This window comes from Bradyrhizobium lablabi (assembly GCF_018131005.1).
Lineage (GTDB): Bacteria > Pseudomonadota > Alphaproteobacteria > Rhizobiales > Xanthobacteraceae > Bradyrhizobium > Bradyrhizobium lablabi_D.
The window spans coordinates 461,014-481,451 of sequence record NZ_JAFCJK010000002.1 but is presented as its reverse complement, the minus strand read 5'-3'; the positions used below and the strand labels follow the sequence as shown (position 1 = coordinate 481,451).

The following is a 20,438-nucleotide window of genomic DNA, read 5'->3' as shown; positions in this document are numbered from 1 at the left end:
CGCCGCGGGAGGAGATCCGGCGGCAGAGGCGACGATCTTAAACGCGAACGACCGCCCACACCGCTGAGATGCGGCGGCGGCGGGCAACAATGATGGTCGCAGCGTTGATCATGGGCGCGGCTATAAGGCCGCGCCCGCGTGACGTCAAGGAAATCCGGTCAGATTACCGGATTCCACGGTGCCGGGATCACCCGGTAGCCACTGCCGTCCTTCTCGACATTACCAAGGCCGGGGAACGGATAGTGGAATCCCTGCACCTGGAGCTTTTCCGCGACCAACATGTCGTAGACCCGCCGGCGGGTCTTTTCCGCCACATCGGCATCCTGGTCGAAGAACGCGTGCCAGCCCGGATTGGTCGCGAACGGATTCGGGTTGTTGGTGACGTCGGACTGGATGAAGACCTTGCCCGAGCCGGACGCCAGCACATACGAGGTATGGCCCGGCGTGTGCCCGACCGTTTCAACTGAGGTCAGGCCCGGCGCGATCTCCTTGCCCCACTCATAGGGCGTAACCTTCTTCTTCAGACCGGCCTCGAAGATGTTGCGGTTGTTCTTGAACAACCCCTGCATGCGGCCGGCAGGCGCCCTGCTCATCTCGCCGTCGTCCATCCAGAACTTCCATTCGGTTGCCGGCACCAGCACTTCGGCATTCGGGAATGCCGGGGCGCCCTCGGCCGTCAAAAGGCCGTTCACATGGTCGCCATGGAAGTGCGAGATCACGACCGTGTCGACATTCTTCGGGTCAAAGCCGGCCGCGACGAAATTGTCGGAGAACAGGCCATTGGCACCCTTGCTGTTGGTCTTCGCCAGCGCACCGTTGCCGGTGTCGATCACGACGAGCTTGCCGCCCGTGTTGATGACGAGCGGCGCAAAGTGGATCGTCATCGTGTCGCGCGGCATGAACGCTTTCTCAAGCGCCGCGTTCACCTCGTCCTTCTTCGCATTGGTGATGAAGGAGTCTTCCAGCTTGAAGACGTTCTTCCCGTCCGACACCACGGTGACCTGAATGTCGCCGACCTTGTAGCGATAGAAGCTCGGCGCCTGCTTGTCCGCCATCGGCGCCGCCGCGCCGGCCGGAGCGGCCGGCAACAGCGAGGCGGCAGTGATCCCGGCGGCGCCGGCAAGAGCGTGTCGTCGTGTCAGTTCCATATGATGTCCTCCCAGTAAGACCGTGATTGGCAATTGGCTGGCGTTCACGATGGTGCGGCGAGCTTTTACCAGCGTTTTGATGGTCGCCCGATGACGGCAATCCAGCCTTTGCCTACCGCGCTAACCCCTCCGCGGTGACCTTATTCCGAGGCCTACTGCCGCCCAGCCAGCCAGCGCGATGTTGTTGCGCACGACCGCCGGCGCCGGGGGCGGGCAAGACGTGTCGGCGTTCACAGCTTGCTCAGCAGGCCGACGTGGCGGAGAAGGCTCTCCCAAAAGCCGCCGCCCGCCAGCAATCCCTGGAGGCGCGTGCGGGCGAGCGTGCTGCCGCGATCGGACGCCTTGGCGTACCATTTGACGGCCTCTCGGGTGTCCTTTGGCACGCCGGTGCCACTCTCATAGGCGTACCCCAGATTGTACTGGGCATCGCTGTCATTCTGATCCGCAGCTATCCGGAGCAAGGCGATGCCCCTGGACTGATCCATCGGCAGTCCCTGGCCCTTGATATAGAGGAGCGCGAGATTCATCTGCGCCCAGGTCGAGCCCTGATCGGCCGCCTTCGAGAACCAGTTCGCCGCCTGCTGATAGTCCTGCGCGACGCCGACACCATCCCGATACAGGCGCGCCAGACGGGACTGGCCAAAGACGCTGCCCCGGTCGGCTGCCTTGGCATACCATTGGGCTGCGACCTTCTCGTTGCGCGCCGTTCCAAGCCCGTACTCATAAGCATAGCCCAGCTTCCCTTGACTGTAGGGATCGCCCTGCTCGGCAGCCATGAGAAACCAACGGATCGCTTCGGCATAGTTGTGCTCGATGCCAAAGCCGCTTTCGTACATGTACCCAACATAGGATTGGGCCGAGGCGTTTCCGCTCTCGGCATAGGGTCGGAGCAATGCCATCGCGCGCGTGTAGTTTTGCGCGTTGTACGCGTTCACACCGGCGGTGAAGTCGGCGCTAACTTCGGTAACGAGCGGCACCGATTTCGGCGTCAATCCGACTTGTCGGTATTTGAACTCTGTAAACTTGTCCAAGCCGGCCTTGATCGCTGTGGCAAACTCGGCCGGACAGACCGCAGCATCGATGCTGAGCCGCAGCGTTGTGCTGGAGCGCATCGTCCGGCCGTCGAGCGCGGCCGTCGCATTGACGTCGATGCGCCCTGCTGCAGCGCCGTACACGGTGCTGCCGGTGAAGCTTTGGCTATAGGTGACGGGGGCCGCCTTTTCGTAGAAGTGCGTTCCCTCGGGCACCGTCAACGAGCTGGTCTCCCGATATTCCAGCGAACGGCAGGGAAAGGCCCGGTCGGTGGCCCCGCCGGTGGCAAGCAGCAGCGGCGACGGCCTTGGATCGGTCAAGGGTAGCATGCGGATGCGTTCGGGATGGTCGAGGCCGACGGGCTTGCTGATCTCAAATATCGCGGTGATGGCATAGCTGTCAGACAGCTCCCGCGGGTTCGGGAAGGCGTAGTCGCCGCTGCCGGTCAGACCGGCTTGCTCGATCATCCTCTTGGCGCTGTTCTGACGGTCCATCGCTTCCAGGCGCTGGGCGACGGAGCGTCCAATGACCGCACCCAGGCCGTCACCGGAAAAGGTTGAACGCGCGCGACGCCTGCCATCGCTGAGCAGCGTGTAGTCGGTATCTGCCGCCAGCACGAAGCGCTGCGGTCCGGCGACCGGAACGCGGGCCAGCACCCCCTTGTCGATGTTGAGCGCCGGTTTGCCTCCGAGGTTCGGTGGCAGGGTGTCGAAAGCTACAAGCGATGCTGTTGGGTCGAGATAGCGGTCGATCGCTGGAACGTAGATGATCACGTGGTCGAAATTCTGCGTGGCGACCTCGGTCAGCGTGTACTGCGCGCCGGAGTTCACCGCGACCAGATTGGCTTCGATCCCCTGAGCCGCGAGCAACGCCTTGAGGATCGTCGCATGTGCCTTGCAATCGCCGTAGCGCGCCGCCAACACAGCGGATGCCGGTTGCGACGTCAAGCCGCCGTCCTCAAATCCGATCCCGACGTAGCGGATGTTGCGCGCGACCCAGTTGTGGATCCGCTCGACCTTGCTTCGCGTGTCGGTGGCATCGTTTACAATTTCGGCCGAAAGCTTGCGCAAAATTTCGTCGGGTCGCGCCATTGGCGCATTGCGGGCGTTCAGCATCGCCGCAAAAGCCGCATAATCCGCGAAGGTGCTGACCTCGAAGCGCCTGGCATCGTCAAATGATCCTGCCTCGATCTGGCGTAGCGTCGGCGTGTCCTGCCTGAAGCGGACATGATGGATGACCCGGTCGCCCAGCCTCTCCTCGCTGTGCTCGACATTGCGCTCCGCAATGCGCAACGACTTCGAGGCAGGCGCATCGAGCGACAGCTCCATCACCTCGGGAGGTTGGTCCGCCGGTTGGCTCCAGTAGCCTGCAAACTCGCCGGGAAACACGGCGAGCTTCGACTTGTAGATCAGCCGCCCCCTGATCTTGTCGCCGGGAGCGACATCAGGATAAGCAACCATCCGCTGTCGCTGCTCATCGAAATACGGAGAGGACGCGTCGGTCGAGGCCGACTGGTCGCGGACGGCCCGCTCGTCGACCGCGATGACGCGGCCATCGGCCTTCAACGTGGCGAGTTCGCTGGACGATAGTTCATAGAAGTAGCTATTGTAGCCAAAGGTCCGCTGGGCGAGCGCTGCGGCCCCTCTCTCGTCAAGCGCCTCGGCTTCGAAATCGAAAATGGTTGTGCTCAGGCCCTGCTCGTCGAAGGTGATGGCATAACGGACGACCGTCCGCCGCCAGCCCGGATCGACCCAGACCTGGTGCCGGTCCGCAGTTGCAGTGACCGTGTCCGCTGTTTCGGCTGCAGCGAAGCTCGGCAGGATCAAAAGCAGGAAAGCTGGGAAGAGACAGATTCGCGTGACCATCGTGATGCTAGCCCCGGCGACCACCAAGACGCCGGCCTCAGAGCTAGCATTGGGAGATTACTACCCTCTCGCCTGGATAGAAAAACTTTTACCTTCTCTCATCGCGTGTGGATGCCTGGAACGGTCCCCTACACCACCCGCCACAACCACTCGACGATGTGCGCAATGACGTCGCCAAACAGCAGGAGCACGGCCGACCACACCAGCGCCGAGGTGAAGTTCGCGATCTGGAATTGCCAGTACGACATCTCGAAGATGCCGGCGGCGAGCGGCACCGAGGCGCGCAACGGGCCGAAGAAGCGGCCGATGAAGATGCTGGGCACCCCCCACGTCCTGACAAACGCTTCGCCGCGCGGCAGGATCTCCGGATAGCGCGACAGCGGCCAAATCTGCGCAACCTGCTCCTTGTAGCGATAGCCGAACCAGTAGGAGACCCAATCGCCGAGTGCAGCGCCGATGCCGCCGGCGATCCAGACCGGCCAGAAGCTGATACCGCTGACGCCGATCAGGGCCCCAATTGCGACCAGGGCACCCCATGCGGGGACCAGCAGCGAAATGAACGCAAGCGATTCGCCGAACGCCAGCAGCATAACGATCGGAGCGGCCCAAGCCTGGTTGTAGCGCACGAAATCAGCCAGGGCGCGCGCAAAATCTTCCATAAAATGAATGCCTTCCCCGCCCCTTGCCGGCTTGACCCTTCTGCGGGTTCATAGCCAAAGGACAGGTAAGCCCGCGGCTTGCCCGACATCAAGTCACAAAGGCGCACGGCAACGTGATTTGGGGCGCTTTCCCACGCCAGTGGCGCGCCACTTGGATTTTGTAGAAACGTCCCGACAATGCAGTGCTGATCGCAGGCATCGGCATCAGGTCACCCGAATTGCATTCCGGACCTCACGCGCGTAGTGACGAGTTTCTATTTGCGGGGGCCTTGCCCGGGGAATTGCCTTGGCAGCCCGGCCGCCACCTTTTCCTACCCCATCCGTGGCATAGTCGAAGCAACCGATTCGCTGCGCCCGAGATCGCGCAACACCTGAAGAGCCATGTCCAAACCTCTGAAATCAGCTGCCAAAAGCAAGTCCGGCAACGATTTGTTCGGGGCAACGGAACCCAAGGGCCGAGCGCCGCTGAAGGTTGCCGCCCGTTCCGGCGGAGCCGAGGACGCCTACACGGCCGCCGACATCGAGGTCCTCGAGGGACTGGAGCCGGTCCGCCGGCGGCCTGGCATGTACATCGGGGGCACCGACGAGAAGGCGCTGCATCATTTGTTCGCCGAGGTAATCGACAACTCGATGGACGAGGCACTGGCCGGGCATGCCACTTTCATCGACGTGGAACTGACGGCGGACGGCTTCCTGACCGTCACCGACAACGGCCGCGGCATCCCGGTCGATCCGCATCCGAAATTCCCGAAGAAGTCGGCGCTTGAGGTCATCATGTGCACGCTGCATTCGGGCGGCAAATTCGACTCCAAGGTCTACGAAACCTCAGGCGGCCTGCATGGCGTCGGCGTCTCCGTGGTCAACGCCCTCTCCTCGCAGCTCGAGGTCGAGGTGGCGCGCAGCCAAAAACTCTACCGGATGAGGTTCGAGCGCGGCCATCCAAAGGGCAGGCTCGAAGACCTCGGCAAGATCAACAACCGCCGCGGTACCCGCATCCGCTTCAAGCCGGATACCGACATCTTCGGCGCCAAGGCAACGTTCAAGCCACAGCGTCTGTTCAAGATGACGCGGTCAAAGGCCTATCTGTTCGGCGGTGTCGAGATTCGTTGGCGCTGCGACGCGGAGCTCCTCAAGGGCATCGAGGACGTTCCGGCCGAAGCGAGCTTCCATTTCCCCGGCGGCCTCAAGGACTATCTGGCGGCGGCGATCCATGCCGACACGTTGGTGCATCCGGACATCTTCTCCGGCAAGTCGGGCCGCAGCGGGGCGCATGGTGCCTGCGAATGGGCGGTAGCCTGGACCGCGGATGCCGACGGTTTCCTCTCGTCCTACACCAACACCGTGCCGACGCCGGATGGCGGCACGCATGAGTCAGGCTTGCGCAGTGCGCTGCTGCGCGGCTTGAAGGACCACGCCGAACGTGTCGGCCAGGGCAAGCGCGCGACCTCCGTCACCTCGGAAGACGTGATGGTGGGTGCCGCCGTGATGCTCTCGGTATTCGTGCGCGAGCCAGAATTCCAGGGCCAGACCAAGGATCGCCTTGCGACCGCAGAGGCGCAACGCATCGTCGAGCAGGCGATGAAGGATCCGTTCGACCACTGGCTCTCAGCGAATCCAAACCAGGCCAACAGGCTTCTGGATTTCGTGATCGAGCGTGCCGACGAGCGGGTGCGTCGCCGTCAGGAGAAAGAGACCGCGCGCAAGACCGCCGGCAAGAAGCTTCGCCTACCCGGCAAACTCGCCGATTGCACCGACGCAGGCACGGAAGGTTCGGAGCTCTTTATCGTTGAGGGCGACTCGGCCGGCGGCAGCGCCAAGCAGGCACGCGACCGCAGGACCCAGGCCGTGCTGCCGCTGCGCGGCAAAATCCTCAACGTCGCCTCTGCGGGCAAGGACAAGCTGACCGCAAACGCCCAGCTCTCCGACCTTGTGCAGGCGATCGGCTGCGGCACGCTCGCGCACTATCGCGAAGAGGATCTGCGCTATCAGCGCATCATCATCATGACCGACGCCGATGTCGACGGCGCGCACATTGCCTCGCTTCTGATCACCTTCTTCTACCGGCAGATGCCGCGGCTGATTGACGAAGGCCACCTCTATTTGGCCGTGCCGCCCCTTTACAAGCTCACCCATGGCACCAAGTCGGTCTACGCGCGCGACGACGCCCACAAGGACGCCCTCCTGAAGAGCGAGTTCAACGCCAACGCCAAGGTCGAAATCGGTCGATTCAAAGGCCTCGGCGAGATGATGCCGGCGCAGCTCAAGGAAACCACCATGGATCCGGCCAAGCGCACCCTGCTGCGCGTGGTGCTGCTCGCAGACGATCGCGAGGGCACCGCCGATTCCGTCGAGCGGCTGATGGGCACCAAGGCCGAGGCACGGTTTGCCTTCATCTCCGACAAGGCCGAATTTGCCAGCGACGAACTGCTCGACGTCTAAAGCGTCAATGCCTTGATTCTGAACAGCTTCTGCTCCCTCCGGGAGCGGTGCCGGCTGCCTGCTTGAGGGCCAATGCCAAGTTCGTTTTCAGGCGGTTGTGTCTCACCAGCAACAGCATTTTCGGCGGAACTACGTATAGTCCGATCATGAGTTTTGGGAATCGGTGCAAGCCCGCCCAGTCAAGCGAATGCGAAAGTCGAGGAACTGAGAAAATGAAGAAATTTCTGCTCGCTATGACGGCGGTTGCTGCGATGACAGCCTCGGCGTCTGCGGCCGATCTTGGCGCCCGGCCTTACGCCAAGGCGCCCCCGCCGATCGCACCGGTCTTTAGCTGGACGGGCTTCTACATCTCCGGCGGCGCCGGCGGTGGTGTCTGGGAGGCTGACACGGGCATCGTCAATACGTTCACGGGGGCTTGTATCCTCTGCGGCTTCAACCAGCAGCAAGGTGGCGACGGCTGGTTCGGCACCGCCGCTATTGGTTACGATTGGCAGATCAGCCCGACCTGGGTGTTCGGCATCTTCGGCGACGGCCAGTGGGGCTCAATGAAGGGCACCATCCAGGACCAGACGGCGCTCGTGGGTGGTCGCATCAACAACGACGCCAACTACGCTGCGGGCGTTCGCCTCGGCTATCTGGTTGCGCCGAACGTCCTTTCCTATGTCAACGCCGGCTGGTCGGGCTCTCACTGGAAGGGCACCACGCTGCTGAACACCGCCACCGGAACCCCGGTCGGCGGGGTCACCAACGGCTTTGATCGCTCGGGCTGGTTCATCGGCGGCGGCGTCGAGAATAACCTGAACTTCTTCGGCATCAACGCGCCCGGCTGGTTCCTGAAGACCGAGTACCGCTCGGCCTTCTACGACACCAAGAACATCAGCGAGTTGACCACCGCTGGCGTTCCGGTCGGCCGCGACATCACCTTCAAGCCCTGGGTGCAGACGATCACGACCTCGATCACGTATCGCTTCAACTGGGGTGGCCCTCCGGTCGCCGCCAACTACTGATCTGTCAGCACCCGTTGCTACAGAGAGAAAAGCCCCGGCATCGTCCGGGGCTTTTTGCTGCATGTGCCCTGTCCACGCGCATCGCAATAGCCCGATACCCGATTGTAACAATGCGGCTTGTCGTAGGTGAGCCCGGCGACCTGCGCGACGGTCGACGCTACAGTCAGCCTGTCGCGTCCGGTACGCATCGAGGTCCACGGCGCCGGCCGCGGGCAAGAGCGATCGTCCTGCGTCGCATTCCACGGCTCTCCATGCGAGATCCGGTCTTGCCGATCGCTGTGGCATCGTATCCGATTGCAAGTTACGGGCGCCGTTGCAGCGGTCTCCGGACCCTTGGCACGCGCACGGGACGCGTCAAGGGAAGGCTCACAGAAAGCAGGTTACGCACCTGCTTCAGAATTGCAGCGGATGACAACAATGAAAGACGGACCGTTTGATCTCTCAGGCAAAGTCGCGATCGTCACCGGCGGCAATGGAGGCATCGGGCTCGGCATGGCGCTCGGCCTCGCGGAAGCCGGTGCCACGATTGCGGTCGTCGGGCGGAACGAGGTGAAATCGGCCGACGCGATCGCGCAACTCGATCAGCGCGGCACAGCGATAGCAGTTGCCTGCGACGTCACCGACAAGGCCGCCGTCGCATCGATGGTCGCGCGCGTGAGCCGCGAGCTCGGCCGCATCGACATCCTCGTCAACAACGCCGGCATCAATATCCGCAAACCGCCGCATGCGCTCGACATCGGCGAATGGGACAGCGTGATTCAGACCAACCTCACCAGCGCCTTTCTTTGCTCGCAGGCGGTCCATCCTGCGATGAAGCAGGTCGGAGGCGGCAAGATCATCAATATTGGATCCATGATGTCGATCTTCGGCGCGAGCTTTGCGCCCGCCTACGCCGCGAGCAAGGGCGGCATCGTGCAGTTCACCCGTGCCTGCGCCTGCGCCTGGGCAGCCGACAACATCCAGGCCAACGCTGTGCTGCCCGGCTGGATCGACACCGATCTCACCAAGCGTGCACGAGAGCAGATCGACGGATTGCACGAGCGGGTTCTCGCCCGTACGCCGGCGGCGCGCTGGGGCACGCCAGGCGATCTCGCCGGGATTGCCGTCTTCCTGGCTTCGCCGGCGTCCGACTTTATTACCGGCACCGCCATTCCCGTCGATGGCGGCTATTCGATCACGGCCTGACCTTTGAAAAAAGCAAAAGCCCCGGACCGGTCCGGGGCTTTCACGTCGTGCGACATAGGAAAAGCTCAGTAACGCGGTCCCAGTACCGGACCGAACTTGTAGCTCAGGCGAAACACCGCCGACTGAATGTCGTGCGGACGCACGTCGAAGGCATAGGTCGCAGGCGCAGCAGCGCCCGCGAGCTGATAGTTCTTCTTCTCGAACGAGGCGTAATCGTATTCGAGGCCGATGATCCAGTTCGGGGTGATGCCGTACTCCCAGCCGGCGCCGACAGTCCAGCCATTGTGCCACGCCGATGCCGTGCCGTTGCCAGTGGCCGGCGGCGCGATATCGGCAACCGAAAGGCTGTTGTTCGCGCCGGCATAACCGCCCCTCACATAGAACAGGTTGTTCTGCACGGCGAAGCCGGCGCGCGCGACAACAGTCACCATCCAGTCCGTCCGCCAGTTGAAGCGATCGTCGCGGCCGGCACCGAACACGTTGTTGACGACGGTGCCGCTGTTGTCGAGGCCGGCGACCGTGCCCTCGAGACCGAACACGAAGTTGTTGGCCTGCCAATTGTAGCCGATTTGGCCGCCGCCGAAGACGCCGGCGCCGCTCTGCCGGAAGCCCTGGCCCGGCGAGAGATCGCCGAACGCCGTGTTGTTGGCGCTGTTGATCCATTCCTGGTTGGTCCAGGAGCCACCGACGTTGCCACCGATATAGAAGCCGGCCCAGTTGTAGATGGTGTCGATGTAGGCTGGCGCCTTGGTGTAAGGACGCGCGGCGAAGTCTGCGGCCGAGGCGGCGCTGACACCGAGCGCGGTGGTAGCGGTCAATGCGGCAATCAGTTTGGCACGAAACATGGTGAGGTACCCCCAGTTGTCTGATGGGTGCCACCCTTCTCAAAGAGAGACTTACCAAAAGGAAACAGGCGCGCGCGGTCATGTCGAATCTGTGCGCAGGGAACTTGAATCGCCTTCCCCTGTTGCAGCCGCGCAACTTTTCAGAGTCGATTAACCCGCTGTTATCCTTGATAAATTTCTAGCCGACCGGAGTCGCGACGGACCGGTTCCTGAGCGGCGAATGCACGTGCTCGGGACGGACGCCGAGGCCCACAAGCCGTGCGGTGATCCCCTGCAGAAACGGCATCGCCGTGATCAGCCGCACCGGCAGCGGTACCGTCAGCGGCTGGTTGCCTGACTTCAGCGCCACAGTGATGATGTTGTTCTGCGCGATCACCTGCATCCGCTGCGTCACTCGCACTGGAAATTCGCGGCGGCGCCTCACGGCATCGAGTTCGAACTCCGGCGGGCAGCCCTGGGCGAGCTTCGCGGCGAGCAGGTTGGCGGTCGCGACCGCGTCCTGCACCGCGAGGTTGACGCCGACGCCGCCGACCGGCGACATCGCATGCGCGGCATCGCCGATGCACAACAGTCCGGGCCGTGTCCAGCGCGTCAGGCGATTGATCGCAACAGTGAGCAGCTTGACGTCATCAAAGCTCTTCACCTCGGCGATACCAGATTTCAGGACCGGCGCCATGCGCACGACGTCATCAAGCAGCGCCGGCAGCCCCCTTGCCCTCACCGCGTCGTATTGCCCCTTGGCGATGACATAGGCGCATTGCCAATAGTCGCCGCGGTCGAAGGTCACCATCATCTTGCCGGGCTCGACGCGGGCGAACACGTTCTCGTTCTCGTCCTGGCGGCGCCCGGCGCGAAACCACAGCACATCCATCGGCGCGCCGATCTCCTCGACCTTAAGCCCAGCACGCTCGCGCACGGTTGAGTGACGGCCGTCGCAGGCAACGGTCAGATCCGCCTCGATGTCGATGGGACCATCCGGCGACTGCGCGCGCACGCCGGCGATGTTATCGCCGTGGCGGATCAGGTCGGTGGCCTCGGTGCTCATCAGCACCTTGAGCGAGGTAAAGTGCTTGCCGCTCTCGCGCAAAAAGTTGAGGAAGTCCCACTGCGGCATGAACGCGATGAAGGGATATTTGACCCTGAGACGGCTGAGATCGGCGATCCGCACCGACGTGCCGCCGAACATACCGTCGAGCTTCTGCAGTTCCTGATGCGGCAGCTTCAGGAAACCCTCGATCAGCCCGAGTTCGTCCATCACCTGCAAGGTCGAGGGATGCACCGTGTCGCCGCGGAAATCGCGGAAGAAGTCGGCGTGCTTCTCCAGCACCACGACATCGATCCCGGCGCGGCCGAGCAGATAGCCCAGCATCATCCCTGCTGGCCCGCCGCCGACAATGCAGCAGCGAACCTTCATCGAGCCCGCCTGACGCTGCTCCAGCTTGCCTGTGTTCATGATCCGGCCCCGTTGTTTGCTGGATTGTAACGCCGTTCGGACCAGAACTCCTATCGCCGGAACGTCTTGATCTCCGATACGCTGCCGTCGCGGTAGGTCAACTCCACCGAGACCGATCTGGTCTGCGGCGCGAGCTTCAAATAGGGCTGCGCATCATGCGGAATTACGCTGGGATCGCGAGGATCACACGGCGGCATCTTCAGAACCTTGTCCGGCACAGCCGTATCAATGCCGACGCGCACCTCGCGAATAGCGCAGCGGTAGGACATCAGGTGCGTGTAGTAGACGAGGAGGCCGTTGAACTCGCGGAACGAGAGCCAGCTCGTCGCGGTCATGTCGAGGATCTTGCGCTGGTCGCGGATCAGCGCCGCTTCGGGATCGAACCTGATCGGGAACGGCCCCTGCACCTCGCCTTGCGTATCAACATAGCGAAGCTGGATCGTGCCTGCGGACGCGTCGGACGGCAGCTCGATCGACGGATTGGGCATCCGCTTACGCGTGCGCGAGTCGAGCGTGTCGATGAAGCCGGTTTCGCGGAATTCGCCCGCATCGCCCATCCGCCAGGAGATGCCGAGCGTCGGGTCGGCAATCGAGAACACCACGGTCCAGCCGCCACTATGCCGCGAGAAGCTCGCGATCGGAGCGTTGACCGTATCTTCTTTAGGGGTTTTCGGCACGGACATCGGGGGCAGTGCGGCCACCTGCTGTGGCGGCGCTGAGGGCCTGGCAGCCTCAGCCTGTCCCTTTGCCATGCCGTTCAGGAAGACGTCGTCGACCATCTGGTCGAAATAGACGGGGATCTGCTTGTGCTTCACGGTATCGGCCATCTCGCTCACCAGCCGCCGCGTGCGCTGCGCGACCTGCACGAGATTCTCACCGGGCCGCACCAGCTCCTTGGCGAAGGTCCGCGTGAACACCGAGTTGGGATTGGCGTCGTCGTTCGAGAGGCGATCGAGCGCGGTCTGGCGGGGACCTGCCGAAAACACCGAGAACACGCCCTCCGGCAGTTGCATCATCGGCGCAAGCCCGCCGCCGCCCGCAACTGCGCGGGTGCCCGGCCGCTCGAACGGATTGTTGCGGCAGGCATCGAACACCAGGATCGAGGTGCGCGCCTGCCTGTTTTGCAGCCGCTCGACGATCCGATCGGCAAGGACCGACGCGTCGCGCACAAGTTCTTCCTGACCTTCGGTCGCCGCCGGCACATCGGTCGGCAGAAGGAAGTTCTGGCCGGCGATCTCAAAGCCGTGGCCGGCATAGAAGAAGAACGCGGTGTCGCCAGGGTCGATTGAACGGTCGAAAGCAAGCAACGTCTCGGAGAAGGCCTGGCGGTTCAGATTTTCGGCGACCATGACGCTAAAGCCAAGTTGCTTCAGCGTGTCGCCCATGGTGCGGGCGTCGTTGACCGCCTTCTGGAGTTTCGGCACGTTCCGGTAGTCATTGTTGCCGATGACCAGCGCAACGCGTTTATCCGCATGCGCCGGAGCGCTCAATGCCATGAACGCGGTCGCGATAGCGGTTGTTGCGGATACTCCCCAAAGCCAACGCGTCATCCCGTCCCCCGCTTGCAACCAGCGGGCACATGCGACCGCCGGACGATAGTCGGATCAGTGGTTTGGCCGGTTCAATGGTCCAGCCGCGTTCCCGCCGCCTCCAGGACGGTTGTGCCGGCTTGCTTCACCATCCCCGAGGGGTTAGCGACCGATTTGACGGGAAAATGACAGAACAGACGCTTATTCGTGCGAAAACATTAAGCTTTTTCGGCCATCTGCCCCGTTCCAAGATTGACTTTGCTGGTTTGGCCCCTATGTTCCGCCTGAGCGCAGCGTCGGATCGAAACGCGATTCGTCAGGTTTGCCGCCCGTCAGCGTCAGTCAGAGCCCCCGAGCTTTTTTGAGAAGCGAGCCGTTTCGGGGCCGGACGCGACAGCCTTTTATCTTCGATTCCGAACGGCGGTATCGACCAGAGGCTCAATGTCTTTTTCCAATCTAGGCCTGTCCAACAAGGTCCTCGCCGCAGTTGCGGCCACCGGTTACACCACCCCCACCCCCATCCAGGAACAGGCGATCCCCCACGTTCTCGCCCGGCGCGACGTTCTCGGCATCGCCCAGACCGGCACCGGCAAGACCGCCGCCTTCGTTCTTCCGATGCTCACGATCCTCGAAAAGGGCCGCGCACGGGCAAGAATGCCGCGCACCCTGATCCTCGAGCCGACGCGCGAGCTTGCCGCGCAGGTGAAGGAGAATTTCGACAAATACGGCGCGGGCCAGAAGCTCAACGTGGCACTGCTGATCGGTGGCGTCTCCTTCGGCGACCAGGACTCCAAGCTGACGCGCGGCGTCGATGTGCTGATCGCGACGCCCGGCCGCCTGCTCGACCATACCGAACGCGGCGGGTTGCTGCTCACCGGCGTTGAGCTGCTGGTGATCGATGAAGCCGACCGCATGCTCGACATGGGCTTCATCCCCGACATCGAGCGTATCTGCAAGCTTGTCCCGTTTACGCGGCAGACCCTGTTCTTCACCGCGACCATGCCGCCTGAAATCAGCCGCATTACCGAGACCTTCCTGCACAATCCGGCCAGGATAGAAGTGTCCAAGCCCGCGACAACAGCCGCTACCGTGACGCAGTCACAGGTGCCCGCGGGGCGCGAGCCGCACGAGAAGCGCGAGATCCTCCGCCGCCTGCTGCGCGAGGCCAAGGAACTCAACAACGCGATTATCTTCTGCAATCGCAAACGCGAAGTCGCTGTCCTTCACAAATCGTTGCAGAAGCACGGCTTCAGCGTCGGCGCCCTTCACGGCGACATGGATCAGCCCGCGCGCATGGCCGCGCTCGATCAATTCCGCAAGGGCGAACTGCCCCTGCTCGTCGCCTCCGACGTCGCCGCCCGGGGCCTCGACATTCCCGCCGTCAGCCACGTCTTCAACTTCGACGTGCCGCATCATCCCGATGATTACGTCCACCGCATCGGCCGTACCGGGCGCGCCGGACGCGCCGGCACCGCGATCTCCATCGTCACCTCCCTCGACGCCAAGTCGATCGCTGCGATCGAGAAACTGATCGGCCAGGCGATCCCGCGCGCGGAGGGCGACTACACCGTTCAAAGCGAGACTTCCGACAACGGCCGGGCGCCGCGCAGATCGCGTGGCGGTGACGGTTCGCGTGACAGTGCTCGCGGCGGCCGCAAGCCGCGCCGCGAACGCGAGCCGCGTCAAGACAAGGAGCCGCGTCAGGGCGGCCGTAACGCCGCGCAACAGTCCGAGGCGACAGTCCAGCACGTGCCCTCGATCGGCCGCAGCGAGCCGCGGCGGCCGCAACGGGAGGCGGACCACGAGCCCGCCGATCACTCGCATCTGCCAGCGTTCCTGCTGCGCCCGGTGCGCGCACGCGCGTGAAGCGTCGGCTTGGCCTGAACGATATGTCAGGCCAATCTTTCAATCGCCTGCCGTTGTAGCGCGTTCTGCACCGCCGGCACGCGTCAAGAGGCGGATCAAAGGCCACACCGGCAACGCCCACCCGTTTACCTTGCCTTCACTCTCGTCCCGTACCCTCGCGGCGATACTTTAATTATTGTTGCTGGGCAAAATCCGGCACCGCCTGCATTGGGGACGTGACGGTGGTCAAGCTGTTGGACGAACACGAACGCACGTTGGCTTTTGCCGAAGTCGCTCTTGGTCAGATTCGCTCCCTTCGACAAACCGCCGTTCCCCGCAATTATGAAATCTGGTACGTCTACGCGACCGGATACAATGCCTCCCTCAACAAGATCATCAACGAGACGCTGGCGCGCAGCGGCAAGCTCAGCGAGTCAGATCTCGAGCAGATCTACGAAACCTACCTGTCGCACATCAAGACATCCGACCGTATCGACAAGGTCGGTGCGCGCGTCATCGGCGAAATCGACGACGTGATGAAACTGATCACCGACGCGCTTGACGTCTCCTCGAGCTACGAAGCAAGCTTGGCCGGCGCAACCGACCGGCTCGCATCCGCTACGACTCGCGACCAGATCAAGGCGATCGTCGACCTCCTTGCGAAGTCGACGGGCGAGATGCGCGAGACCAACAAGGCGCTGGAGAACCGGCTCACGCTTTCGAAATCCGAGATCAGCGACCTGCAGCACAGCCTCGAAGCAATCCGTGCCGAAAGCCTGACCGACCCGCTCACGGGTCTTGGAAATCGCAAATATTTCGATCGCTCGATCGTGATGACCGTTCACAGCGCGCTTGCGAGCAGCGAGCCGCTGTCGCTATTGATGTTCGACATCGATCACTTCAAGTCGTTCAACGACTCCTACGGTCATCTCACCGGAGACCAGGTATTGCGGCTGGTCGCTCAGTCCCTGAAACAAACCATCAAGGGCCAGGATATTACCGCCCGCTACGGTGGCGAGGAGTTTGCGGTGGTGTTGCCCAACACCGCGCTGCGTCAGGCATTGACGGTCGCCGATCACATCCGTCGCGCCGTGATGGCAAAGGAATTGAAGAAGAAGTCCACCGGCGAAATCCTCGGCCGCGTCACCATTTCGGTTGGGGTCTCCATGCTGAAGCCGGGGGATGACACGGACTCGCTGATCGAGCGCGCGGACGCCTGCCTCTACGCCGCCAAGCGCGCAGGGCGCAACCGCGTGATCTGCGAGATCGATCCGGAATACGCCGCCGAAACCCAGAGCCGGGTGGCGTAAATCGCCCCATGGTGAGATGAGGCGCGGAGCACCGTCTCGAACCACGTGCCCGACCGTACCCGCCCGTACTTAGAGACCGCGCGATGCGCGCTCTTCAGGATGGGGACTTTTTCCCTTGCACGCGTTCCTTCCCAGCGACCGCTTTCTTCGCGACACGCTTCTTCTTGCTTACCTTCTTGCCCGCGGCCTTCTGCGTGGAAACCTTCGCTTTCCGCGCCTTCGGAGGCTTGCGCAACGCGGCGCGTTGGGCGGCGGCGAGCGCCGACCTTGCCCACACGGCAAGCTCCTCGGAATCGTCGAACAACCGCGCCGGCAGCTGCCAATATGAATTCACCGTGACGGTTTTCGTGCGCGTCTGGTACTGGAACGGCTTCGATCCCTCAGCCTCAAACCGCGGAATGGTTTCGTCGTCGGCGCGGAAATAAAGGCCAGCACGCAGCGCTAAGGCGAAATTGGTGCCGTCAGCGGAGATGCCGAATCCGGAAAACATCCGGCGGATGGTGACCGGACCGAAATCAGCGAACAGGTCGATCAGGAATTCGCGGTCCATTTTTGAAGTTGCCCCACTCTCCCCTCATGGTGAGGAGCGCGGACGCGCGTCTCGAACCATGAGGCCTCAGTGAAGCCCGCGGCCCATCCTTCGAGACGCCGCGTAAGGCGCGGCTCTTCAGGATGAGGGCTGGCGCCTGCGGCGACCGCCCCCTTAAACCTTCGCCGGCTTGAGTTGCACCGATTCACCGCAACCGCAAGCCGAGACCTGATTAGGGTTGTTGAACACGAACTGGGCCTGCATCTTGTCGGCCTTGTAGTCCATCTCGGTGCCAAGCAGAAACAGCACGGCCTTCGGGTCGACCAGAATCTTCACGCCTTTGTCCTCGACCACTTCGTCGGTCGGGCGGATCTCGTGGGCATATTCGACGGTATAGGACTGTCCGGCACAGCCGCCGTTTTTGATGCCGACGCGCAAGCCGACGATCTCCGAATCGGCGCGCTTGGTGAGTTCGGTGATCCGCGCCGCCGCGGCATCCGTCAGTTTCATGACCTGCGGGCGCGGGCGCGGCTTCGGCTTGGTCGGCGTCGGTGAAGCTTGTGTCATGTCGTTCATGTGGTCAGTCCCAGCGGCAAAATCAATTGCCGGTCGTTCCAAGGGTTAAGTTCGGCCTTCCTACGCATCACCACATATTGAGAACAAGGCGCGCCTCGTCGGACATGCGGTCCGGCGTCCAGGCCGGATCCCACACCAGATTGACGTTGACGACGCCGACGCCCGGGACACTCGCCACCGCGTTCTCCACCATCTGCGGCAACTCGCCGGCCGCGGGGCAGTTCGGCGTGGTCAGCGTCATCACGATATCGACGCCGCGGTCGTCCTTAAGGTCGACCTTGTAGATCAGGCCGAGCTCGTAAATATCAGCCGGAATTTCCGGATCGAATACCGTCTTCAGCGCGGCGACGATTTCGCCGCTCATGCGCTCGGTCTCCTCCGCCGGCAGCGCCGAGGTGGTTTCCATATTGGAAGTTTTGACTTCGGCCGTATCGGTCATGCGAACAATTCCCGCGCCTTGATCAGCGCCTGCGCAAGGTGGTCGACTTCTTCCTTTGTATTATACATCCCGAACGACGCGCGGCAGGTCGCCGTGACATTGAACCGCTCTAAAAGCGGCATCACGCAATGAGTGCCGGCGCGCACCGCAATGCCCTGGCGATCGATCACGGTCGCGACATCATGGGGATGCGCGCCCTTCATCTCGAAGGAGATCACGGGACCCTTGTTGCGGGCCGTGCCGATCAGCCGCAGCGAGTTGATTTCGCGCAGCCGCTCCTGGGCATACGTCAGCAGGTCGTGCTCATGCGCGGCAATTCGCTCCTTGCCGATCGAACTGACATAGTCGATCGCAGTCCCGAGACCGATCGCCTCGACGATCGGCGGCGTGCCGGCCTCGAACTTGTGCGGCGGATCGCCATAGGTGATCCAGTCCTTGGCGACCTCGCGGATCATCTCGCCGCCGCCGTTGAAGGGCCGCATCGCGACCAGATGCTCGTGCTTGGCGTAGAGCGCGCCGATGCCCGTCGGCCCGTAGACCTTGTGCCCGGTGAAGGCGTAGAAATCGCAATCGAGGTCCCGGACATCGACCGGTAGATGCACCGCCCCTTGCGCGCCGTCGACCAGGACGGGAATGCCCCTGTTATGGGCGAGCTTGATGACCTCCTTGACCGGCACCAGGGTGCCGAGCGCGTTCGACATCTGGGTGATCGCAACCATTTTGGTGCGCGGCGTCAGGAGTTTCTCGAACTCCTCGATCAGGAAGTTGCCCTCGTCGTCGACCGGCGCCCACTTGATCACGGCGCCATGGCGTTCCCGCAGGAAATGCCACGGCACGATGTTGGAATGATGCTCCATGATCGAAAGGACGATCTCGTCACCCGCCTTGATGTTGGGCTCGCCGAAGGACGACGCCACGAGGTTGATCGCCTCGGTGACGTTCCGGGTGAAGATGATCTCCTCGTTGCGGCGGGCGTTGACGAATTTCGCCACCTTGGCGCGGGCGCCCTCATAGGCCTCCGTCGCGGCATTGGCGAGATAGTGCAATCCGCGATGCACGTTGGCGTATTCGCTCGTGTAGGCCTCGGTCATACGGTCAAGCACCGCATTCGGCTTCTGCGCCGAGGCGGCGTTGTCGAGATAGACCAGCGGCTTGCCATAGACCTGCATGGCCAGCGCCGGGAAATCCTGCCGCACGCGGGCTACGTCGTAAGCGCCGTTGGAGACCGCCGGATGCATGGCTTACACCCTCGCCTCGAGCCAACGCTGTGCGGTTGCGATCGCAACCTCGCGCAAGGCATCGTTCGCGATCTGCTCGATCGCCTCGCCGACGAAGGCCTGGATCAGCAACGCCTCGGCCTCTTTCTCCGGTAGCCCGCGAGCGCGAAGATAGAACAGCAGGCTCTCGTCGAGCGCACCGGTGGTCGCGCCATGGCCGCAGGTGACGTCGTCGGCAAAGATTTCGAGCTCGGGCTTGTTGTCGGCTTCCGCCTCATCCGAGAGCAGGAGCGCGCGCGTCATCATCTTGGCGTCGGTCTTCTGTGCATCGGGGCGCACGATGATGCGGCCCTGGAACACCGACCGGGCGCGGTCGTCGACCACGGCGCGGAAAGCCTCGCGGCTTGCGCAGTTCGGCACCGCGTGGTCCATGAACAGCGTGGTGTCCGCGTGCTGCTTGCCGTTGAGCAGATTGACGCCGTTGGTTTCAACCCTCGAGCCTTCGCCTGCGAACGTCACGGTCATCTGGTAACGGCTGACACCGGCGCCGGAGGTCAGGCCGAATGTGCTGTAATGGGCGTGCGCGCCCAGCGACACGTTCACCGAGGAAATGTTGAAGGCATCGAACGCATCCTCGACCAGGCGAACATGCTCGAACCGGGCATTATCGCCGATCGAAACAACCAGCGCATTGTACGTCTGATAGGCCGTGGCGACGTCGGCAGCGAGATGGCTCTCAACCAGCGTCGCGCCGGCGTCGCGGCCAAGCCTGAGCAACGAGCGTGTGAACATCGCGGCCGGCGCTCCGCCGGAGGCGACATGAATGATCTGCAGCGGCTGCGCCAATACGGTACCATCGGCGACCTCGATGACGACGCCATCGGTCGCCATCGCGCCGTTCAGCGCGATCATCGGGTTGGAATTATCGAAAGCAAAAGCCTGCGTCGACAGCGCGCTGTCGCCAGCGTCGAGCAGTTCGCGCAGCGGGCGGATCGTGAGCCCCTTTTCGAGATTGCCGAGATCGGAGAGCGACGGAGCGAACACGCCGTCCACCAGTACCAGACGCCGTACGCCGCCGATCAGCTGCGGCTTGGTAGCGGCCGCGGCGCGGCTCAGCGCGGCGGCATCCGGCCGAGGCGCTAGCGGCAACACCTCGCGCATCAGCGCGCGCAGGTCGGTGTATTTCCAGTCCTCGATCCGGCGGTGCGGCAAGCCCGCACGCTCATAGGCTTCGAACGCCTCGCGCCGCAGATCAGCGATCTTTCCCCCGCCCGGCAGACGGTCGCGCACGAGGGCGAAACCATCGCCCACCGCGCGTCCAGTCTCGGTCTTTGCCACCACGTTCATGCCAAAATCCGTC

General features: G+C 63.0%; 16 protein-coding genes. 5 read left to right on the top strand and 11 right to left on the bottom strand.

Going from position 1 to position 20,438, the window contains the following annotated elements; translation table 11 throughout:
• Nucleotides 1–158 precede the first annotated feature (158 nt).
• From JQ553_RS07250 to JQ553_RS07240, 3 genes are all read right to left on the bottom strand, one after another.
• Nucleotides 159–1,148: an MBL fold metallo-hydrolase gene (locus JQ553_RS07250; protein ID WP_212499215.1), complete on the bottom strand. Its 990-nt coding sequence runs from the start codon at nucleotides 1,146–1,148 to the stop codon at nucleotides 159–161.
• A gap of 230 nt (nucleotides 1,149–1,378) precedes the next feature.
• A complete protein-coding gene (locus JQ553_RS07245; RefSeq protein ID WP_212499214.1) occupies nucleotides 1,379–4,045 on the bottom strand; it encodes a DUF3857 domain-containing protein in 2,667 nt (888 codons plus the stop codon).
• A gap of 128 nt (nucleotides 4,046–4,173) precedes the next feature.
• Nucleotides 4,174–4,704, bottom strand: coding sequence for a DedA family protein (locus tag JQ553_RS07240; RefSeq protein ID WP_212499213.1), 531 nt, complete (start codon nucleotides 4,702–4,704; stop codon nucleotides 4,174–4,176).
• Nucleotides 4,705–5,085: 381 nt separating this feature from the next.
• Here JQ553_RS07240 and parE point away from each other — a divergent pair, with 381 nt between their 5' ends.
• The 3 genes from parE to JQ553_RS07225 all read left to right on the top strand — a co-directional run bounded on the left by parE (nucleotide 5,086) and on the right by JQ553_RS07225 (nucleotide 9,335).
• Nucleotides 5,086–7,143 (top strand): DNA topoisomerase IV subunit B, encoded by a 2,058-nt coding sequence (parE, locus tag JQ553_RS07235; RefSeq protein ID WP_212499212.1) that lies wholly within the window; start codon nucleotides 5,086–5,088, stop codon nucleotides 7,141–7,143.
• 212 nt (nucleotides 7,144–7,355) lie between these two features.
• Nucleotides 7,356–8,150 carry an outer membrane protein gene (locus JQ553_RS07230; protein ID WP_212499211.1) on the top strand — a complete coding sequence of 265 codons (795 nt, stop codon included), beginning with the start codon at nucleotides 7,356–7,358 and terminating at the stop codon, nucleotides 8,148–8,150.
• Nucleotides 8,151–8,567: 417 nt separating this feature from the next.
• The gene (locus JQ553_RS07225; RefSeq protein ID WP_212499210.1) at nucleotides 8,568–9,335 is read left to right on the top strand and encodes an SDR family NAD(P)-dependent oxidoreductase; all 768 of its coding nucleotides are present in this window, start codon (nucleotides 8,568–8,570) and stop codon (nucleotides 9,333–9,335) included.
• A 65-nt stretch (nucleotides 9,336–9,400) separates the two neighbouring features.
• Here the strand turns inward: JQ553_RS07225 and JQ553_RS07220 are convergent, their stop codons facing one another.
• The 3 genes from JQ553_RS07220 to JQ553_RS07210 form a co-directional block, all read right to left on the bottom strand.
• Nucleotides 9,401–10,180, bottom strand: a complete 780-nt coding sequence (locus JQ553_RS07220) for an outer membrane protein (RefSeq protein ID WP_212499209.1) — start codon at nucleotides 10,178–10,180, stop codon at nucleotides 9,401–9,403.
• 178 nt (nucleotides 10,181–10,358) lie between these two features.
• The gene (locus tag JQ553_RS07215) at nucleotides 10,359–11,633 is read right to left on the bottom strand and encodes an FAD-dependent oxidoreductase (protein WP_212499208.1); all 1,275 of its coding nucleotides are present in this window, start codon (nucleotides 11,631–11,633) and stop codon (nucleotides 10,359–10,361) included.
• Nucleotides 11,634–11,683: 50 nt separating this feature from the next.
• Complete coding sequence (locus JQ553_RS07210; RefSeq protein ID WP_249144097.1) at nucleotides 11,684–13,129, bottom strand: caspase family protein; 1,446 nt, start codon at nucleotides 13,127–13,129, stop codon at nucleotides 11,684–11,686.
• Between the two features lie 474 nt (nucleotides 13,130–13,603).
• Between JQ553_RS07210 and JQ553_RS07205 the strand changes: the two genes are divergently transcribed.
• Both JQ553_RS07205 and JQ553_RS07200 read left to right on the top strand, forming a co-directional pair.
• Nucleotides 13,604–15,028: a DEAD/DEAH box helicase gene (locus JQ553_RS07205; protein ID WP_212499206.1), complete on the top strand. Its 1,425-nt coding sequence runs from the start codon at nucleotides 13,604–13,606 to the stop codon at nucleotides 15,026–15,028.
• Nucleotides 15,029–15,249: 221 nt separating this feature from the next.
• On the top strand, nucleotides 15,250–16,317 hold the full coding sequence (locus tag JQ553_RS07200) for a GGDEF domain-containing protein (RefSeq protein ID WP_212499205.1): 1,068 nt from the start codon (nucleotides 15,250–15,252) through the stop codon (nucleotides 16,315–16,317).
• 94 nt (nucleotides 16,318–16,411) lie between these two features.
• Here the strand turns inward: JQ553_RS07200 and JQ553_RS07195 are convergent, their stop codons facing one another.
• The 5 genes from JQ553_RS07195 to sufD all read right to left on the bottom strand — a co-directional run bounded on the left by JQ553_RS07195 (nucleotide 16,412) and on the right by sufD (nucleotide 20,425).
• Nucleotides 16,412–16,867, bottom strand: coding sequence for a TfoX/Sxy family protein (locus tag JQ553_RS07195; RefSeq protein ID WP_212499204.1), 456 nt, complete (start codon nucleotides 16,865–16,867; stop codon nucleotides 16,412–16,414).
• A 153-nt stretch (nucleotides 16,868–17,020) separates the two neighbouring features.
• On the bottom strand, nucleotides 17,021–17,413 hold the full coding sequence (locus JQ553_RS07190) for an iron-sulfur cluster assembly accessory protein (RefSeq protein ID WP_212499686.1): 393 nt from the start codon (nucleotides 17,411–17,413) through the stop codon (nucleotides 17,021–17,023).
• A gap of 76 nt (nucleotides 17,414–17,489) precedes the next feature.
• Nucleotides 17,490–17,861, bottom strand: a complete 372-nt coding sequence (locus tag JQ553_RS07185) for an SUF system Fe-S cluster assembly protein (RefSeq protein WP_212499203.1) — start codon at nucleotides 17,859–17,861, stop codon at nucleotides 17,490–17,492.
• Nucleotides 17,858–19,099, bottom strand: coding sequence for a cysteine desulfurase (locus tag JQ553_RS07180; protein WP_212499202.1), 1,242 nt, complete (start codon nucleotides 19,097–19,099; stop codon nucleotides 17,858–17,860). The genes JQ553_RS07185 and JQ553_RS07180 overlap by 4 nt, the downstream gene beginning before the upstream one ends.
• Nucleotides 19,100–19,102: 3 nt before the next feature.
• Nucleotides 19,103–20,425: a Fe-S cluster assembly protein SufD gene (gene sufD / locus JQ553_RS07175; RefSeq protein ID WP_212499201.1), complete on the bottom strand. Its 1,323-nt coding sequence runs from the start codon at nucleotides 20,423–20,425 to the stop codon at nucleotides 19,103–19,105.
• Nucleotides 20,426–20,438: the final 13 nt, after the last annotated feature.

Bases quoted from the DNA above. Each gene is read 5' to 3' on its own strand.
- JQ553_RS07250 (WP_212499215.1), bottom strand. From the start codon at position 1,148: ATGGAACTGACACGACGACACGCTCTTGCCGGCGCCGCCGGGATCACT.
- JQ553_RS07245 (WP_212499214.1), bottom strand. From the start codon at position 4,045: ATGGTCACGCGAATCTGTCTCTTCCCAGCTTTCCTGCTTTTGATCCTG.
- JQ553_RS07240 (WP_212499213.1), bottom strand. From the start codon at position 4,704: ATGGAAGATTTTGCGCGCGCCCTGGCTGATTTCGTGCGCTACAACCAG.
- parE (WP_212499212.1), top strand. From the start codon at position 5,086: ATGTCCAAACCTCTGAAATCAGCTGCCAAAAGCAAGTCCGGCAACGAT.
- JQ553_RS07230 (WP_212499211.1), top strand. From the start codon at position 7,356: ATGAAGAAATTTCTGCTCGCTATGACGGCGGTTGCTGCGATGACAGCC.
- JQ553_RS07225 (WP_212499210.1), top strand. From the start codon at position 8,568: ATGAAAGACGGACCGTTTGATCTCTCAGGCAAAGTCGCGATCGTCACC.
- JQ553_RS07220 (WP_212499209.1), bottom strand. From the start codon at position 10,180: ATGTTTCGTGCCAAACTGATTGCCGCATTGACCGCTACCACCGCGCTC.
- JQ553_RS07215 (WP_212499208.1), bottom strand. From the start codon at position 11,633: ATGAACACAGGCAAGCTGGAGCAGCGTCAGGCGGGCTCGATGAAGGTT.
- JQ553_RS07210 (WP_249144097.1), bottom strand. From the start codon at position 13,129: ATGGCATTGAGCGCTCCGGCGCATGCGGATAAACGCGTTGCGCTGGTC.
- JQ553_RS07205 (WP_212499206.1), top strand. From the start codon at position 13,604: ATGTCTTTTTCCAATCTAGGCCTGTCCAACAAGGTCCTCGCCGCAGTT.
- JQ553_RS07195 (WP_212499204.1), bottom strand. From the start codon at position 16,867: ATGGACCGCGAATTCCTGATCGACCTGTTCGCTGATTTCGGTCCGGTC.
- JQ553_RS07190 (WP_212499686.1), bottom strand. From the start codon at position 17,413: ATGACACAAGCTTCACCGACGCCGACCAAGCCGAAGCCGCGCCCGCGC.
- JQ553_RS07185 (WP_212499203.1), bottom strand. From the start codon at position 17,861: ATGACCGATACGGCCGAAGTCAAAACTTCCAATATGGAAACCACCTCG.
- JQ553_RS07180 (WP_212499202.1), bottom strand. From the start codon at position 19,099: ATGCATCCGGCGGTCTCCAACGGCGCTTACGACGTAGCCCGCGTGCGG.
- sufD (WP_212499201.1), bottom strand. From the start codon at position 20,425: ATGAACGTGGTGGCAAAGACCGAGACTGGACGCGCGGTGGGCGATGGT.